This is a genomic window from Rhodococcus sp. G-MC3, assembly GCF_030063335.1.
Classification (GTDB): domain Bacteria; phylum Actinomycetota; class Actinomycetes; order Mycobacteriales; family Mycobacteriaceae; genus Rhodococcoides.
The window spans coordinates 234,620-251,102 of record NZ_JASISW010000005.1; the positions used below are offsets into that span (position 1 = coordinate 234,620).

General features: G+C 62.4%; 12 protein-coding genes, 1 tRNA gene and 1 pseudogene. 9 read left to right on the forward strand and 5 right to left on the reverse strand.

From position 1 onward, the window contains the following. The first annotated feature begins 130 nt into the window (after positions 1 to 130). The 4 genes from gltB (at position 131) to QMK17_RS07415 (ending at position 8,731) form a co-directional block, all read left to right on the forward strand. Positions 131 to 4,714 carry a glutamate synthase large subunit gene (gltB, locus tag QMK17_RS07400; protein WP_283507899.1) on the forward strand — a complete coding sequence of 1,528 codons (4,584 nt, stop codon included), beginning with the start codon at positions 131 to 133 and terminating at the stop codon, positions 4,712 to 4,714. A 65-nt stretch (positions 4,715 to 4,779) separates the two neighbouring features. Then, entirely contained in the window at positions 4,780 to 6,285 is a 1,506-nt protein-coding gene (locus tag QMK17_RS07405) for a glutamate synthase subunit beta (RefSeq protein WP_283507901.1), read from the forward strand. Between the two features lie 109 nt (positions 6,286 to 6,394). Further along, positions 6,395 to 7,813: a pyruvate kinase gene (gene pyk, locus QMK17_RS07410; protein WP_283507903.1), complete on the forward strand. Its 1,419-nt coding sequence runs from the start codon at positions 6,395 to 6,397 to the stop codon at positions 7,811 to 7,813. Beyond that, positions 7,814 to 8,731, forward strand: coding sequence for an acyl-CoA thioesterase (locus QMK17_RS07415; RefSeq protein WP_283507904.1), 918 nt, complete (start codon positions 7,814 to 7,816; stop codon positions 8,729 to 8,731). It begins immediately after the preceding gene. Here QMK17_RS07415 and QMK17_RS07420 read toward each other — a convergent pair. Continuing rightward, on the reverse strand, positions 8,728 to 9,726 hold the full coding sequence (locus tag QMK17_RS07420) for an alpha/beta hydrolase (protein WP_283507906.1): 999 nt from the start codon (positions 9,724 to 9,726) through the stop codon (positions 8,728 to 8,730). The genes QMK17_RS07415 and QMK17_RS07420 overlap by 4 nt on opposite strands. 197 nt (positions 9,727 to 9,923) lie before the next feature. Between QMK17_RS07420 and QMK17_RS07425 the strand changes: the two are divergent. Further along, positions 9,924 to 10,766: pseudogene (locus tag QMK17_RS07425) on the forward strand (glycosyltransferase 87 family protein); the annotation flags it as partial. A 273-nt stretch (positions 10,767 to 11,039) separates the two neighbouring features. On the opposite strand, the gene QMK17_RS07430 reads toward QMK17_RS07425, so the two are convergent. Beyond that, positions 11,040 to 11,555: a DNA-deoxyinosine glycosylase gene (locus QMK17_RS07430; protein WP_283507907.1), complete on the reverse strand. Its 516-nt coding sequence runs from the start codon at positions 11,553 to 11,555 to the stop codon at positions 11,040 to 11,042. 18 nt (positions 11,556 to 11,573) lie between these two features. Here QMK17_RS07430 and QMK17_RS07435 point away from each other — a divergent pair, with 18 nt between their 5' ends. Next, positions 11,574 to 11,819 carry a hypothetical protein gene (locus QMK17_RS07435; RefSeq protein ID WP_283507908.1) on the forward strand — a complete coding sequence of 82 codons (246 nt, stop codon included), beginning with the start codon at positions 11,574 to 11,576 and terminating at the stop codon, positions 11,817 to 11,819. A gap of 42 nt (positions 11,820 to 11,861) precedes the next feature. On the opposite strand, the gene QMK17_RS07440 is transcribed toward QMK17_RS07435, so the two are convergent. Continuing rightward, positions 11,862 to 12,341, reverse strand: coding sequence for an anthrone oxygenase family protein (locus QMK17_RS07440; protein ID WP_283507909.1), 480 nt, complete (start codon positions 12,339 to 12,341; stop codon positions 11,862 to 11,864). Positions 12,342 to 12,538: 197 nt separating this feature from the next. Here QMK17_RS07440 and QMK17_RS07445 point away from each other — a divergent pair, with 197 nt between their 5' ends. Then, complete coding sequence (locus QMK17_RS07445) at positions 12,539 to 13,510, forward strand: AraC family transcriptional regulator (protein WP_283507910.1); 972 nt, start codon at positions 12,539 to 12,541, stop codon at positions 13,508 to 13,510. A gap of 237 nt (positions 13,511 to 13,747) precedes the next feature. Here QMK17_RS07445 and QMK17_RS07450 read toward each other — a convergent pair whose 3' ends face one another. Both QMK17_RS07450 and QMK17_RS07455 read right to left on the reverse strand, forming a co-directional pair. Then, positions 13,748 to 13,927 (reverse strand): hypothetical protein, encoded by a 180-nt coding sequence (locus tag QMK17_RS07450; RefSeq protein WP_283507911.1) that lies wholly within the window; start codon positions 13,925 to 13,927, stop codon positions 13,748 to 13,750. 167 nt (positions 13,928 to 14,094) lie between these two features. Then, positions 14,095 to 14,171: transfer RNA gene (locus QMK17_RS07455), tRNA-Leu, on the reverse strand. 157 nt (positions 14,172 to 14,328) lie between these two features. On the opposite strand from QMK17_RS07455, the gene QMK17_RS07460 reads away from it, so the two are divergent. Further along, positions 14,329 to 14,946, forward strand: a complete 618-nt coding sequence (locus tag QMK17_RS07460) for an ANTAR domain-containing response regulator (protein WP_283507912.1) — start codon at positions 14,329 to 14,331, stop codon at positions 14,944 to 14,946. A gap of 183 nt (positions 14,947 to 15,129) precedes the next feature. Then, complete coding sequence (locus QMK17_RS07465) at positions 15,130 to 16,467, forward strand: ABC transporter substrate-binding protein (RefSeq protein ID WP_283507914.1); 1,338 nt, start codon at positions 15,130 to 15,132, stop codon at positions 16,465 to 16,467. Positions 16,468 to 16,483: the final 16 nt, after the last annotated feature.

A 16,483-nucleotide genomic window follows, 5' to 3' on the forward strand; every position in this document is an offset into this window, starting at 1 on the left:
AACAGTGGTCGGCGAGCATAAAATGGTCGTCGGAGCTGGTCGCTAGCGGAGTTGCCGAGAATCGTGACGGCGCCCTGTGAGGCGCTGTGCGCTCGATGGCTACTCCCTGGCCGAGAGGGAGGTGGCCGACGTGCTGTTCTCACAGATTCCGGCGGCGCAGGGGCTGTACGACCCGTCGCACGAGCAGGACTCGTGCGGTGTTGCGATGATCGCCGATATTGCCGGACGGCGATCACACGGCATCGTCGCGGACGGGGTACTGGCTCTCGAGAACCTAGAGCACCGCGGAGCAGCGGGCGCGGAGCCCAACAGCGGTGACGGAGCGGGCATCCTCCTGCAGCTTCCGGTCGAGCTCTTGGCTGCCCTCGCCGATTTTCCGCTTCCAGAACCCACATCGGACGGCAGTAACACGTTCGCGGCCGGAGTCTGCTTCCTTCCGCAGGGCGTGCGTGAGCGCACCGCAGCCGTCGGCCGCGTCGAGTCGATTGCCGCAGAAGAGGGCCTCGAAGTGCTGGGGTGGCGCGAGGTCGAGGTCGACCCCGACAAGGCCGATATCGGCTTGACTGCGCTCGGATGTATGCCGCACATGTCGTACCTGTACATCGCTGCCCCCGCGGTGGACGGGCATCGTCCTGGAGGCGTGGAACTCGATCGCCTCGTCTATGCACTGCGCAAACGTTCCGAGCGCGTGACTGCCGAGATCGAGGCGGCAGGCACCGGACTGTTCTTCCCGTCCCTGTCGGCACGCACGATCGTCTACAAGGGCATGTTGACGACGATGCAACTTCCCCTGTACTTTCCCGACCTTCGCAATCCGTTGTGCATGAGCGCAATTGCCATCGTGCACAGCCGTTTCTCGACCAATACCTTCCCGTCGTGGCCACTCGCGCACCCGCACCGGTACGTCGCGCACAACGGTGAGATCAACACCGTCAAGGGCAACCGAAACCGGATGCGCGCCCGTGAGGCGATGCTCTCCAGCACACTGATTCCCGGCGATCTGCAACGCCTGTACCCCATCTGCAACCCCGAGGGTTCGGACTCCGTGTCGCTGGACGAGGTTCTCGAACTGCTGCATCTGGGCGGTCGGAGTGTGCCGCACGTGGTGATGATGATGGTTCCCGAGCCGTGGGAGAACCACCAGAGCATGGAACCCGATGTCCGTGCGTTCTATCAGTTCCACGCGTCGATCATGGAGGCCTGGGATGGTCCGGCCTGCGTGACATTCACCGACGGCGCCTACGTCGGAGCTGTTCTCGATCGGAACGGCCTTCGCCCCGGTCGCTGGTGGCAGACATCCGACGGGCGAATCATTCTCGCGAGTGAGGCGGGCGTACTCGACGTGCCGCAGTCCGAGGTCGTGGCGAAGGGCAGGCTCGAGCCGGGGAAGATGTTCCTCGTCGACACCGCGGCGGGTCGGGTCGTTCCGGATGCCGAGATCAAAACTCAGCTGGCACAGGAGCATCCGTACCAGGAATGGCTGCACGCCGGCCTGCTCGAGATCAAGAGCCTGCCCGAGCGCGCGCACGTTCAGTACAACCACGATTCGGTTGTCCGTCGGCAGGTGGCGTTCGGCTACACAGAGGAAGACCTGAGGGTGGTGCTGACGCCGATGGCCGCGTCGGGCGGAGAACCGTTGGGCTCCATGGGCACCGACACCCCTCCCGCGGTACTCTCGCAGCGTTCCAAGCAGCTGTACGACTACTTCATCGAGTTGTTCGCGCAGGTCACCAACCCTCCGCTCGACTCCATTCGCGAGGAGATTGTCACTTCCCTCGCGCGTGTGATGGGTCCTGAGCAGAATTTGCTGGAACCGACGGCGGCGTCCTGTCGTCAGATCGTCTTGCCGTGGCCGGTGCTCGACAACGACGAACTGAACAAGATCATCCACATCAACCACGACGGTGACCACCCTGGATTGTCGGCGACGGTACTCCGCGGCCTGTATGAAGTCGAGCGCGGCGACGAAGGTCTTGCAGAAGCAATCGAGGAGCTGCGCAGGCGAGCCAGCGACGCGATCGCCGCGGGCTACAGGACGCTGATCATCTCCGACCGCGACTCCGACCACACGCACGCTCCGATCCCGTCGCTGTTGGCGACGGCTGCAGTGCACCACCACCTGGTTCGAACGAAGGAACGCACCAAGGTCGCCCTCGTGGTGGAGTCCGGAGACGCACGCGAGGTGCACCACTTGGCGCTGCTCATCGGTTACGGTGCCGCAGCCGTCAACCCGTATCTGGCGATGGAGTCCATCGAGGATCTGGTAGCCGAAGGCGAACTCACCGGCGTGGAATCCGCGGCTGCGGTGCGGAACTATCTGTACGGGCTAGGCAAAGGTGTACTGAAGGTGATGTCGAAAATGGGCATCTCCACGGTTGGTTCCTACACCGGCGCGCAGGTATTCGAGGCGATCGGGCTGGACCGGGAGGTCGTCCGGGAATACTTCAAGGGCACCGTCAGCAAGCTCGGCGGTGTCGGACTCGACGTATTGGCGGAGGAAGTGAAAATGCGCCACCGCCGCGCATACCCGGAGAATCCGACCGACCGTGTGCATCGCCGCCTCGACATCGGTGGGGAGTACCAGTTCCGGCGCGAGGGTGAACTCCACTTGTTCACCCCGGAGACCGTATTCCTGCTGCAGCACGCGACCCGTACCGGCCGCTACGACGTCTTCCAGAAGTACAGCAGCGAGGTCGACCGACTCGCTCGCGAAGGCGGCGCTCTGCGTGGTCTGTTCGAGTTCAAAGAGGGACTGCGTCAACCCGTGCCGCTCGACCAGGTGGAATCGGCGGATTCGATCGTGACCCGGTTCAACACTGGAGCGATGAGTTACGGTTCCATCTCCGCAGAGGCACACGAGACGATGGCCGTCGCGATGAACAACCTCGGCGGACGCTCCAACTCGGGGGAGGGCGGCGAGGACACAGACCGCCTGTACGACAAGTCCCGTCGAAGTGCAGTCAAACAAGTCGCCAGCGGTCGATTCGGTGTGACCAGTGACTACCTCGTCAATGCGACCGACATCCAGATCAAGATGGCACAAGGAGCAAAACCCGGTGAAGGTGGTCAATTGCCGGGCTACAAGGTCTACCCGTGGGTGGCCAAGACCCGACATTCGACGCCAGGCGTCGGATTGATCTCGCCTCCGCCGCACCACGACATCTACTCCATCGAAGATCTCGCTCAGTTGATCCACGATTTGAAGAACGCCAACGAAAATGCGCGCGTCCACGTCAAACTGGTCAGTTCCGTCGGTGTCGGAACGGTTGCCACGGGTGTGAGCAAGGCGCACGCCGATGTCGTGCTCATCTCCGGTTACGACGGTGGTACGGGCGCGGCGCCCCTGACCTCGCTCAAGCATGCCGGTGCGCCGTGGGAGATCGGTCTGGCAGACGCACAGCAAACGTTGGTACTGAACGGACTTCGAGATCGAATCACCGTCCAGTGCGACGGTGGGCTTCGAACTGGGCGCGATGTCATCGTCGCTGCCCTGCTCGGGGCCGAGGAGTTCGGTTTCTCCACTGCGCCGCTCATCGTTGCGGGCTGCATCATGATGCGTGTCTGCCACCTCGACACCTGTCCCGTCGGTGTGGCGACGCAGAACCCCGAACTGCGCAAGCGCTTCACCGGTAAGCCCGAGTTCTTGGAGGACTTCTTCCGATTCGTCGCCGAGGACGTACGAAAGTATCTCGCGCAGCTGGGTTTCCGAAGTATCGACGAGGCAGTCGGCCACGCGGATGCACTGGAGACCTCGGTAGGCGTGGCGCACTGGAAGAGCAAAGGTCTCGATCTGTCGCCGATCTTCGCGATGCCGACGGACCAGCACGGGGCTCCGATGACGCAGCGCAGGCGCCTGAGGGAGCAGGACCACGGTCTGGATCTCGCACTGGACCGCACTCTGATTCAGCTGGCCGAGGGGGCGCTCGAAGATGCGCATCCGGTGAAGCTCGAGTTGCCTGTTCGCAACGTCAACCGAACCGTCGGAACGCTGCTCGGGTCGGAAGTGACCAGACGGTACGGCGGCAACGGACTTCCCGACGACACCATTCGTGTGGAACTGACCGGATCCGCTGGCCAGTCGCTCGGTGCGTTCCTGCCCGCAGGGATCACCATCGATCTCATCGGTGACACCAACGATTATGTTGGCAAGGGACTTTCGGGCGGCCGTGTCGTTGTGCGGCCGTCGCCGGAGGCGAAGTTCGTGGCCGAGGACAACGTCATCGCCGGGAACACCATTCTGTACGGCGCTACCGCGGGTGAGGTGTACTTGCGGGGACGGGTCGGCGAGCGGTTCGCGGTCCGCAACTCGGGAGCGATCGCTGTCAACGAGGGCGTCGGCGATCACGCGTTCGAGTACATGACGGGTGGCCGCGTTGTCGTACTCGGACCGACCGGCCGCAACATGGCAGCCGGAATGTCCGGCGGAATCGCCTATGTCCTCGGACTCGACGAGAGCAAAGTGAACATGGCCATGGTCGCTCTCCAAAAGCCGGATCCCGACGACCTGACGTGGTTGCGCGACACCGTCGACCGGCACCGGGTCTGGACCGGATCCGCGGTGGCGGCCTCGCTACTGGCCGACTGGCCACGTAGGTCGGCGTTGTTCACCAAGATCATGCCCGTCGACTATCAGCGAGTGCTGGAAGCGACCTCGATGGCGCGGGCCGAAGGGCGCGACGTCGATGTAGCAATCATGGAGGCAGCACGTGGCTGATTCCCGAGGTCTATTCGAAGTTGTTGCAGGATATGCCGCTTCGCGGCTGAGCAAGGAGGCTGCGCGTGGCTGATCCACGAGGTTTTCTCAATGTCGTCAAGCGCGAGGCCGTCAAGCGGCCGATCGACGAACGGGTCAAGGACTGGAACGAAGTTTACTCGCACCAGCCTGCGGAGCAGCGTGCATCCGAGGTGTCCGACCAGGCCCGCAGGTGCATGGACTGCGGTATTCCGTTCTGCCACTCCGGAACTGCCGGTTGTCCTCTGGGGAACCTGATTCCCGAGTGGAACGACCTGGTCCGTCGCGACCGGTGGGATGCGGCCAGTGATCGCCTACACGCGACGAACAATTTTCCCGAGTTCACCGGCAGGGTGTGTCCGGCCCCGTGCGAGTCCGCCTGTGTGTTGTCGATCTCGGAAAGCGAAACCGGAGGAAGCGTCACGATCAAACGTATCGAACAGACTATCGCCGATCTCGCGTGGGACGAAGGATCGATAGTCCCGCAGCCGCCGACCATCACGACCGGCAAGTCCGTCGCGATTGTCGGGTCCGGGCCCGCGGGACTCGCTGCAGCACAACAACTGACCCGCGCCGGACACGACGTCACGGTCTACGAACGTGACGACCGTCTCGGTGGTCTGTTGCGATACGGGATTCCCGAGTTCAAGCTCGAGAAGTCCGTTCTCGATCAGCGACTCATGCAGATGCGCGCCGAGGGAACGCATTTCATCACGGACTGTGAAGTGGGTATCGACTTCACCGTCGAGCAACTCCGCGCACAGTACGACGCGGTGGTCCTCGCAGTCGGCGCACTGCGCGCGCGTGACAACACGGCTGTCGAAGGCCGCGAACTCGGCGGAATTCACCTCGCGATGGAACATCTCGTGCCGTCGAACAAGGAGTGCGAGGGTGACGGGCCGACGTCGAGCACCGCCAAGGACAAGCATGTGGTGATCATCGGCGGCGGTGATACCGGTGCAGATTGTCTCGGGACTGCTCATCGACAAGGTGCGGCCTCGGTGACGCAGCTCGATTACAACCAGGCACTTCCCGATGTCCGCGATGACTCGACGTCGCCGTGGCCGTCGTGGCCGCTGGTTCTGCGTACGTCGCCCGCGCACGCCGAAGGCGGAGTGGTTCGCCATCAGGTTGCAGTGCAACGCTTCCTGGGCGACGAGAACGGGCAGGTACGGGCGATGGTTCTCGCCGAGGTCGAGGTGCGGCGTGACGAGGACGGCCGCCGGATCATCACCCCGATGGGCGAAGAGATCGAACTGCCGTGCGACCTGGCGTTGTTCGCGATCGGTTTCGAGGGTGTCGAACACGGACCGTTGCTCGACGACTACGGCCTGGCGTTGACGCGTCGTGGTTCGTTGTCGTGCGGACCGGACTGGCAGACCACTGCGCCAGGAGTCTTCGTGTGCGGCGACGCCCATCGCGGCGCATCACTCGTCGTGTGGGCGATCGCCGAGGGGCGTTCGGCCGCGCACGGGGTCGACGCGTTCCTCACCGGCCGGTCGGATTTGCCGTCTCCGGTGCATCCGACGGCTTTGCCGCTGGCTGTCGTCTGAACCGATACAGGTGCCGCGAGCAGCGGAGATGCGAGGCTACTGGCCAGTAGGGTTTCGTTGGACCCCTCTGCTATAGAGAAGGCGGAAGCTAACCGCTACGCTCGTGTTCGTGAGCCGACGTACGAAGATCGTTTGCACCCTTGGACCTGCTACCGCTAGCGCCGACCGGATCCGTGAACTCGTCGAGAGTGGAATGGACGTCGCCCGACTGAATTTCAGCCACGGAGATCACCCCGATCACCAGGCGAACTATGAATGGGTTCGGGCCGCCTCGAATGCCACCGGCAAAGCCGTCGGCATTCTTGCGGACCTTCAGGGCCCCAAGATCCGACTCGGTCGATTCGCCGAGGGCAAGACAACCTGGGCCAGTGGTGAATTGGTCCGGATCACCGTCGAAGAGTGCGAGGGCACCCACGACCGGGTGTCCACCACCTATAAGGAACTGGCACGGGACGCCAAGGAAGGCGACCGCCTTCTCGTCGACGACGGCAAGGTGGGACTCGTCGTCACCGGCATCGAAGGCCCCGATGTGCTCTGTCGCGTCACCGAAGGCGGCCCCGTCAGCAACAACAAGGGCCTGTCGCTGCCGGGTATGGACGTGTCCGTTCCTGCATTGTCCGAGAAAGACATCGCCGATCTCGAGTTCGCGCTCGGACTCGGCTGCGACTTCATCGCGCTGTCGTTCGTGCGCTCGCCCGCCGACGTCGAACTTGTCCACGCAATCATGGATCGTGTAGGTCGCCGCGTCCCGGTGATCGCCAAGCTGGAGAAGCCCGAAGCTGTCGACAACCTCGAGGCGATCGTGCTCGCGTTCGACGCGGTCATGGTTGCCCGCGGCGACCTGGGTGTCGAGTTGCCGCTCGAGCAGGTTCCCCTGGTTCAGAAGCGTGCCATCCAGATTGCCCGCGCCAACGCCAAGCCCGTCATCGTCGCAACGCAGATGCTCGAATCGATGATCGAGAACTCGCGTCCGACGCGAGCGGAGGCATCCGACGTCGCGAACGCCGTGCTCGACGGCACCGACGCGGTCATGCTGTCCGGTGAGACGTCCGTCGGCAAGTATGTGATGGAGACGGTTCGGACAATGGCCCGCATTGTCGAAACGGTGGAGACCGAAGGCGATAGCGTTCCTCCGCTGACTCACGTCCCGCGCACCAAGCGTGGAGTCATCTCGTACGCCGCTCGTGATATCGGCGAGCGCCTGAGCGCAAAGGCGCTCGTTGCATTCACGCAGTCCGGCGACACCGTCAGGCGTCTCGCTCGTCTGCATACCTCGCTCCCACTGTTGGCTTTCACCTCGATCCCCGAGGTTCGCTCGCAGCTGGCTCTGAGCTGGGGAACCGAGACGTTCCTCGTTCCCGAGGTCGCGACCACCGACGCCATGGTGCTCGAAGTGGACAAGGCTCTGCTCGAACTCGGTCGTTACAACAAGGGTGATCAGGTCGTTATCGTCGCCGGTGCTCCTCCCGGCACAGTAGGCTCGACCAACTTGATCCACGTGCACCGAATTGGGGAAGAGGACCGGTAAGTGACCGATGTGGGGGGAACAGGCGCGTTGACTGCGCCTGAGAGCACGAAGACGGATTTGGAGACACTCCTCGAGCTGCTCGCGCTCGAGGAGATCGGCGAGGACACGTTCCGGGGGGAGCATCCCGCGCAGGTCGGCAGCCGGACGTTCGGTGGTCAAATGGTGGCGCAGGGCCTCATCGCGGCAGGCCGAACGATCACCGGCAGCACGCGGGACGTGCACGCGATCAATGCGCACTTCATCCGAGGTGGGGACGTCAAGAAGCCGATCGAGTACCGCGTCGACCGTCACCGCGACGGTCGCGCGTTCGCCAACCGCCAGGTGACCGCGTACCAGGACGGCAACGAGCTCTTCGTGATGCTTGCGGCGTTCCAGGATTTCGGCACTGGGCTCGAGCACAGCGTCGAATTGCCCGATGTTCCGTATCCGGATGCGTTGCCGCCGCTCGGCGATCACTTCGTCGGATTCGAAGACCGCCTAAAGATGTTCGTCAACGCACTCAAGCCGATCGACATGCGCTATGCCAACGACCCGGCGTGGATCTTGCAGGGGACGGGGGAGAAACTCAACCACAACCGTGTCTGGATGAAGGCGGATGGAGAGCTTCCTGACGACCCCATCTTCCATGCCGCCACAATGGGCTACGCCTCGGACACGACGGTTCTGGATTCGATCATCACCACTCACGGTCTCTCGTGGGGATTCGACCGGATTGTCGCTGCGACGGTCAATCACTCGATCTGGTTCCATCGCCCGTTCCGCTTCGACGACTGGGCGCTCTACGCAACGGAATCTCCGGTCGCCGCAGGTTCACGTGGCCTGGCAACGGGCCGTTTTTTCTCGATGGATGGGCTGCTGCTCGCCACCGTCGTGCAAGAAGGCTTGATCCGGCACTTCCCGAAAAAGCCTGCGAGCTAAGCCGAGAGTGCCGGGGCGATCGTCTTGGCCCATGCTTCGCGTAGTTGGTCCTCGAACAGCGGCCACGTGTGTGCACCTTCTTCTCTCATCGAGACGGTGGCCGGTACGCCGCTGCGATGGAGTGCATCAACGAACAGCGATGTGCAGTAATTGACCAGCGCCTCGACGACGATCCCACCGAGCGGCGGTGCGGCTCCGGCTGGGATACGGTCCACCGGGCCTGGTCTACCTGCCGATGCACTGACGTATACCGATGTGCCCCTGAGCCGTTCGACGTTGACGGTTGGGTCGTGGTCGTACCATCCTGGACTTCCAGGCGGTCCCCACATGTTGAACGGATTGTTCAGCCCTGCCGCGATCATCGTCGAAATTCCGGCCACGGCAAGCGGGTTCGATGGTGCCGGGCACCCACTGAGGGAGGCTGCTGCATCGAACACATCCGGCGCCTGTACGGCCAGATCCAACGCAGGCCCGCCGCTCATCGACAAACCCGCAACGGCGTTTCGGCCTGTCGATCCGAACTGGCTGTCGATCGCCTGCGGGAGTTCGCGGGTGAGATAAGTCTGCCACTGGTAGTTACCCAGCACGGGATCTGCACTTTGCCAGTCGGTGTAAAAGCCGAACCGGCCACCGATCGGCATCGCGACGGTGACGTTCTTGTCGGCGAAGAAGTCTGCGATCGACGAGTTGTTGAGCCAACCGACACCGTCCTCGTTGCCCAAGGCGCCGCTGAGCAAGTACAGCGTCGGTAACGTTCCGCCCGAGGCCGGGCGAAGTATGTCGTTGGCGATCACGCGGCCCATCGACGGTGAATACACGTCGAGCACGGAGTGTGTGTCGGACACGTGCCGCAACCCGACCACATGGCCGGCCTCCGCGTTGTCGGCTTGTGCCGGGGTAGCGCCGAGGAGATGGAGTGTGCAGAACACCAGGGCCCACACCGCACAGAAAAGCCGTTTTGGTTGCCACTTCTGCCACTCTGGTCCCATCCGCATCAATCGATGGTGACATGAAAAGACATGCTCTCAGCTAACGATCGGGTTGCGAAACAGCGCGACTGGTCCGTGCCTACCGTTATTTTTCGGTGAGACGTCCTAGCGTCACCGTCATGACGTCGTGTGATAAGACAGCGTCGCCGGACAGGCTGACGAGGCATGGTCGGGGGTGGGTTCTCGGTGCGGCAGCGGCGGCAATGTTGTCGTTGATCGCGCACGAGGCAACGCTGGGATTCGTCGATCTCTACGGGCTCTTCGGCAACGGCGTGGACACGGTCGTCTACCGGCACGGCGGCGGAACACTGTTGGATTCGGAGCAGCTGTACTCGTTCTCCCTGTTCGATACCAACCTTCCGTTCACGTACCCGCCGTTCGCTGCTGTCGCCTTCGTCGGACTCGCGTTGTTGTCGGTCACCGGGGCTCAAGTGGGTGTCGTCATGATCAATGCGCTGTTGCTGTATCTCGCCGTGATGCTTAGTTGGAGGTTGCTCGGTTACCGTGGGACCTCGACTCATCTTGTCAGCGGCGGTCTGGCCGTTGCGTTCACGTGGCTCGAACCGGTTCGTATGACAGTGTGGCTCGGCCAGATCAATTTACTGCTGTTGGTTTTGGTCCTGTGGGATCTTGGTCGCCCTGAAGGAAGTCGTCTCAGGGGTGTCGGTCTCGCAGCGGGACTCAAACTGACGCCCGCCTTCTTCGTTGTCTATGCGTTGTCGCTCCGGCAGTTTCGCACCGCAGCGGTGGCGATGGGGACCTTTGTGATGACCGTGGTCGTAGGTTTCGCCGTCGTGTTCGACGACGCACGGACGTTCTGGACCGAATCCATCTTCTCGTCCGACCGCATCGGGTCGTTGTCCTCGCCTGCTAACCAATCTGTTCACGGCATTGTTGCGCGGGTCTGGTCTGGCGGGTCTCCGCCTGCCGCGGTGTGGGTTTCCTGTTCGATCGGTGTAGCTGCCCTCGGCCTGTGGGCAGCCGTTGTCGCGCACCACCGCGGTGCGCCGTTGCTCTCGTTGACCATCTGCGGACTGACGACACCCACGGTGTCCCCGTTCTCGTGGGGTCACCACTGGGTGTGGTGTGTCCCGCTCACTGTGCTCGCGCTCGACTACGCCCGCCGAACCACAAGCCGCTGGGCCGTCGGTGTCCCGATGCTTACGGTGCTCCCGTTCGTCGCCTGGTACTGGACGGCGCCGAACGGGGTGGCGGTGATCGGCGCTTTCATGTTGCGTGGTCCGGGGTGGGCGCAAACAGTGGCCCAAACTATCTATCCGTCGGTATTGGTGACAGTTGCTGTGGGTGCTCTCGTCACGTCACGCATCGCCCGTGCTCGCCTGGCCCGTGCTGATTTCGTGCCAGGCGTCGAGCTTGTCGCTGAAAGACAGAGAAGCATGAGCGGGACTGGTCGAAGGCAACCGGATCAGCGTGAGGCGGTCTCCGAGTGGTGCAACGTGCCGAACAAAGCTGCTTTCGGCCTTGGCCCCGTTGAAGAAAATCCGGTCGATCGATGGGTGACGTCGCAGCAGTTCGGCGAAGTCGTTTGCCACGATGGACGATTCGACGATGGCCGAGTCGAGGCTCCCGTGCCTGGTGCACAGTTTCAGAACGTCCCACACGGCGATGCCGTTGCGTAACAGGGCCGCTGTGCGCTCCTCGTAAGGAAGAGTCGGGTCGAAGTCGAGCGCCGATGCCATAATCGGCCAGAACGCGTTTCGCGGGTGCGCGTAGTACTGATTTGCCTCCAAAGAAGCGACTCCTGGCATCGAGCCGAGGATCAGCGTGTGCGACGCGTCGTCGATGATCGGAGCGAAACTGTGCACCGTGGTCATAACTCCAGGATCTCACTCGTGGCGAAACTCGTGCGCGGTGGATGGCCTGTGGCGGACAATGGAGACATGTTGGATCCACGAATACTCGACAATCATGAACTCGATGCCGAACTGGCCGCGCTTCGCCGAGGACGAGACGCATCCATGGACGAGGGTGCTGGTGACGCGGCCCTTGCCGAGACCGATCTTCTGATCGCGCGGTTCGAAGAGGAGATCCGTACCCGTCACCAGAACGCCGTTCCCGACGAGATCCAGCGTTCCTGACGAAAGCTAGCTGCCGGATATACCATCTACCGGAGACACCGTCTACCGGCGGGATGCCACCGCCATCGCAGCCGTAGCCGCAATGGCGGCGACGGTCCTAGCATGATTCCATCGGGTCCATCGCTCCATATAGTCCGCCCATACCTGAGCGCCCGATGCACTGTCCGGATCGACCGCGGCCAACGCGTCGTTCATCGGCACGTTGATTGCGATCGTCACAGCGACACAGCCGACGACGAACAATACGGCGCCCACCGTGACCAGAATTCTCGTGTCCTGACCACTCCACAGCGAGGTCACCGCGGCTAGCGTCACCGTCGCCGCGCTCCCCAGGAAGATCGTCATGAACGCGGGCGAGACAATATCGATGTTCATCTGCTGCATGCTCGCGATGGCGGCGCCAGCGGGTTGACGGCGTAGCGCGGGCATTACGCTGACCGAGAAAGCGAGCAGCACTCCCGCGGTGACGCCGCATCCGATAGTCGATACCGTCGTCGCGATGAACGCTGTGCGCGCGATCACGACGGCTGTTCAGCGGCGAAGAGTGTGGCCAGGAAATTATCGACTCCGACGTGACCGGTTGCTCCGACGGCGGTGATCATTTGTTGGTATCCCTTCGATTGATGATGAATCCAGCATGAACGGTTCAATTGGGACTGTCTATGATCATTGGTCGCTGTTTCATGCCCGTTCGTCCAGGATCCCGGTACGATCGGTGCATGCGTGGACAAGACCCGTGGACATCTCCAGATCCGTTGGGGGAGGCGTTGCACTTTCTTCGGATGTCGGGCGCGTTCTATTGCCGGTCCGAGTTGTCGGAGCCGTGGGGCCTCGGGATGCCTCGGATGCAGAACTGTCTGTGGTTTCATGTCGTCACCAGCGGTCGATGCTTACTCGACGTCGAGGGGGCGCCGCCGCGTTATCTTGTTCCAGGTGAATTCGCCTTGGTGCCACACGGATTGGGCCACACGCTCTCGAGTGATCCCGAGGCAGGCGAGACCGCTCCGATCGTGTACGACCTACCGCACGACTACATCAGTGATCGCTACGCAGTCATCCGGCACGGTGGGGACGGGTCCGCGACGACGCTCGTGTGCGGAGCAGTTCGCCTCGATCACCCGTCTGCGGTGCAACTCATTCGTTCCCTGCCGCCACTGATCGTCGTCGAGTCCGCGCCGGCACCGAACTTGTCCTGGATGCACAGCACGCTCGGGCTGGTAGCCGACGAGGCCAGAACTCTTCGACCCGGTGGTGAAGCCGTCATTACCCGGTTGTCCGACATTCTCGTCATTCAGGCGCTGCGTTACTGGATCGAGCACGACCCGGCCGCGCAGTCCGGCTGGCTCGGAGCATTGCAGGACCCGGGCGTCGGTCCTGCGTTGGCGATGGTGCACCGCGACCCCGACAAGCCGTGGACCGTCGCATCGTTGGCCGCGAAAGTGGCGATGTCGAGGTCGGCGTTCTCGGCCCGCTTCACCTCTCTCGTCGGCGAATCACCGATGAAGTATCTCGCGCGGTGGCGGATGCAGAGCGCTCTCGACGAATTGAGCTCGGGCAACGTGAGCGTTGCCGAGGTCACTCGCAGAAGTGGCTATCAGTCGGAAGCCGCGTTTTCCCGCGCCTTCAAGAAGGCGATCGGAGTCTCGCCGGGCAGTGTCCGGAAACGCGTCGAAACATCTTTGTTGCCTTGATTGTTCGAGTAGATGCCGAAGGTAACTGCTCGGGTTGTCGAGGTACCGCCGCCAGTGCGGCACCAATTCCAGTTCGTTCCAGGATGTTCCACGCATTCCGTGTTCGCCCGCTTCAACGAGTCTTCGCCATCGCTCATCTCGACAGTGTTCTCGTCCTAGTACCTGGGCACCCGCTCAGTTTCTCCGTCATCTCGAAGGCCGGCTCGGCCTCGACGAATGCGCGCTCGACGAACATGGTCAGTCGGTCACGGGGCGATCGACGTATCCAGTGACGTGCTGGGTATCGGCGCTGCACTGGTAGTAGACCCATTTGGTGTCCGAGAGATCTGCAGCATCGCCGAACCTGTGGTTGACACGCTGAGCGCACAGTGAGCCCGCGCCCGTGTCATGGCATCGAAGATTGCTGGGAATGTACATGAGTCAACTCTATGCCTGTAGGGAAGGGTCGTTAACCAGCGATTTCATCGTCGGTGCCAGTTGCGTCGGTCAGGTGATCGAGCGACACGAACTCGGCCGGCGAGCCGTCGGTGGATTCGGCGGCGTCGACATGCGGAAGGTGATGCCGAACATCTATGGATGAACGATGGTGCCCTCGGTGAGACTCGAACTCACACTGGACGGGTTTTGAATCCGTTTCCTCTGCCAATTGGGATACGAGGGCTGGCGTTGTCTTGCGGTTCACTACTTTAGAAGATGGGCCGACACGGTCCACCACCGGTACCCTTCAATTGCTCGACGACCCCAGCGAAGTCGTAGGTGCCCCGATGGGACGCGAAGATTTCCGCTGGTCGATGACTTGTCAAAGGAGACTGGTACCTATGAATGCTCCTGTTGCGCAGGAGAGTGGCAAACCCGCTCTTCGTGTCGTGGTGGCCGAGGACGAATCGCTTATCCGGTTGGATCTGGTGGAAATGTTGCGTGAGGAAGGCTACGAGGTGGTGGGGGAGGCTGCCGATGGGCAGCGAGCTGTCGACCTTGCAATCGAACTCCGTCCCGATCTCGTGATCATGGACGTCAAGATGCCCCACCGCGACGGAATCGACGCCGCCTCCGAGATCGCCGAGAAGCGCATCGCCCCTGTCGTGATCCTCACTGCATTCAGTCAGCGTGAGTTGGTGGAGAAAGCACGCGACGCCGGTGCCATGGCGTATTTGGTCAAGCCCTTCTCGAAAGCCGACCTGATGCCGGCCGTCGAACTTGCGGCGAGTCGATACACCGAGATTTCGTCACTCGAGAGCGAAGTCGCGGATCTTCAGGAACGACTAGAGACTCGTAAGTTGATCGAGCGTGCCAAAGGCAAACTGATGGAGTCTCAGTCGCTCACGGAGCCGCAGGCGTTCAAGTGGATTCAGCGTGCAGCAATGGACCGCCGGACCACGATGAAGGCGGTCGCCGAAGTGATCATCGAAACCCTCGACAAGCCGGCCGACGCGTGACAGTGGGAGGTTGCCGATCCGCTCACGCTACGGCCACGTAAATCTTCGGGCGTTAAGGTCACAGTCGGGTCACGAGCCTACTTCTCACTGATCGCAAATCGTTTCGGACAGCTAGCGTCTGATCCACACATGGGGCGCATTACTCACGTGTGCTTCATCGACGATCGATCAAGGAGACCCTAGATGGCAAAACGGACATATGTCCGCACGGCTGCGGTGCTGGGTGCTGCGTCATTGGCACTATTCGGCTGTTCATCGAGCGACGATTCGAGCTCGAGTGACAGCAGCAGCGCCGCCAGCAGTGGAAGTTCGGAAGCAGAAGCGACCGTATCGACCGATTGCACCCCGGAGCAGGCAACTGCGGGCGCAACTCCAGTCACCACACCGCTGGTTGTCGGCACGTTGCTTCCCGCAACCGGCTCGCTCGCATTCCTAGGCCCACCCGAGGTCGCGGGCGTGCAGCTCGGAGTCGACGAGGTCAACGCAGGAGGTGGGGTTCTCGGTCAGCCCGTTCAGCTGATCCAGGGCGACTCGGGAGACACCACGACCGACACCGCGAACACCACCGTCGACCGGCTTCTCGCCGGCGGTGCCGACGTCATCGTCGGCGCTGCGTCGTCTTCGGTGTCGCTCAAGGTAATCGACAAGATCTCCAGCGCGGGCGTCGTTCAGTTCTCACCGGCCAACACGTCCGACCAGTTCGTCTGCTACCCGGACAAGGGACAGTACTTCCGCACCGCCCCGACCGATGTTCTGCAGGCTCAGGCGCTCTCGCAGCTCATCGCCGAGGACGGCGCACAGCGTGTCTCCATTCTCGCGCTGAACGATCCATACGGCACCGGGCTCGCGTCGAACACCGTCAAGAACCTCGAAGACGCAGGTATTGCCTCGGATCAGATTCAGAAGATTATCTACGATCCCAACGCGCAGTCGTTCAACGCCGAGGTCGATGACGTGAAGAACTTCGCACCCGACGCCGTGGCCATCGTCGGCTTCGAGGAGTCCGCCAAGATCATCACGCGTATGCACGAGGTTGGTATCGGCCCGTCCGACGGCACAGGCGTCTACGGCGTCGACGGCAACATGGGCAACGCCCTCGGTGATTCGGTCGCCGCTGGTTTGCTCGACACGATGCGCGGCACGACGCCGCTCACCGACGTCGGCACGGCTTTCCAGGACCGGCTCAAGACGGTCGACCCCGCGTTGGTCGACTTCAACTACGCCGGTGAATCCTACGACGCAGTCATCATTTCGGCTCTCGCTGCCGAGCAGGCCAAGTCGACGGCCGGAACCGACATCGCTGCCGATATCAACAGCGTCACCAAGGACGGCGAGAAGTGCACGACCTACGCGCAGTGCCTCCCGTTGGCCCAGGCTGGTACCGACATCGACTATGACGGTGTCACCGGCACGCTGAACTTCAGCGATGCAGGTGAGCCGGCAACCGGTTCGTACGGCAACCTGGTCTTCGGACCGGACAACAAGCTCACCACGGACGGATACATCGTCGTCGGGGAGTGATCCACTGAAGTAACGA

Bases quoted from the DNA above. Each gene is read 5' to 3' on its own strand.
- QMK17_RS07420 (WP_283507906.1), bottom strand. From the start codon at position 9,726: ATGCGGATGGGACCAGAGTGGCAGAAGTGGCAACCAAAACGGCTTTTC.
- QMK17_RS07430 (WP_283507907.1), bottom strand. From the start codon at position 11,555: ATGACCACGGTGCACAGTTTCGCTCCGATCATCGACGACGCGTCGCAC.
- QMK17_RS07445 (WP_283507910.1), top strand. From the start codon at position 12,539: ATGCGTGGACAAGACCCGTGGACATCTCCAGATCCGTTGGGGGAGGCG.
- QMK17_RS07450 (WP_283507911.1), bottom strand. From the start codon at position 13,927: ATGTACATTCCCAGCAATCTTCGATGCCATGACACGGGCGCGGGCTCA.
- QMK17_RS07460 (WP_283507912.1), top strand. From the start codon at position 14,329: ATGAATGCTCCTGTTGCGCAGGAGAGTGGCAAACCCGCTCTTCGTGTC.
- QMK17_RS07465 (WP_283507914.1), top strand. From the start codon at position 15,130: ATGGCAAAACGGACATATGTCCGCACGGCTGCGGTGCTGGGTGCTGCG.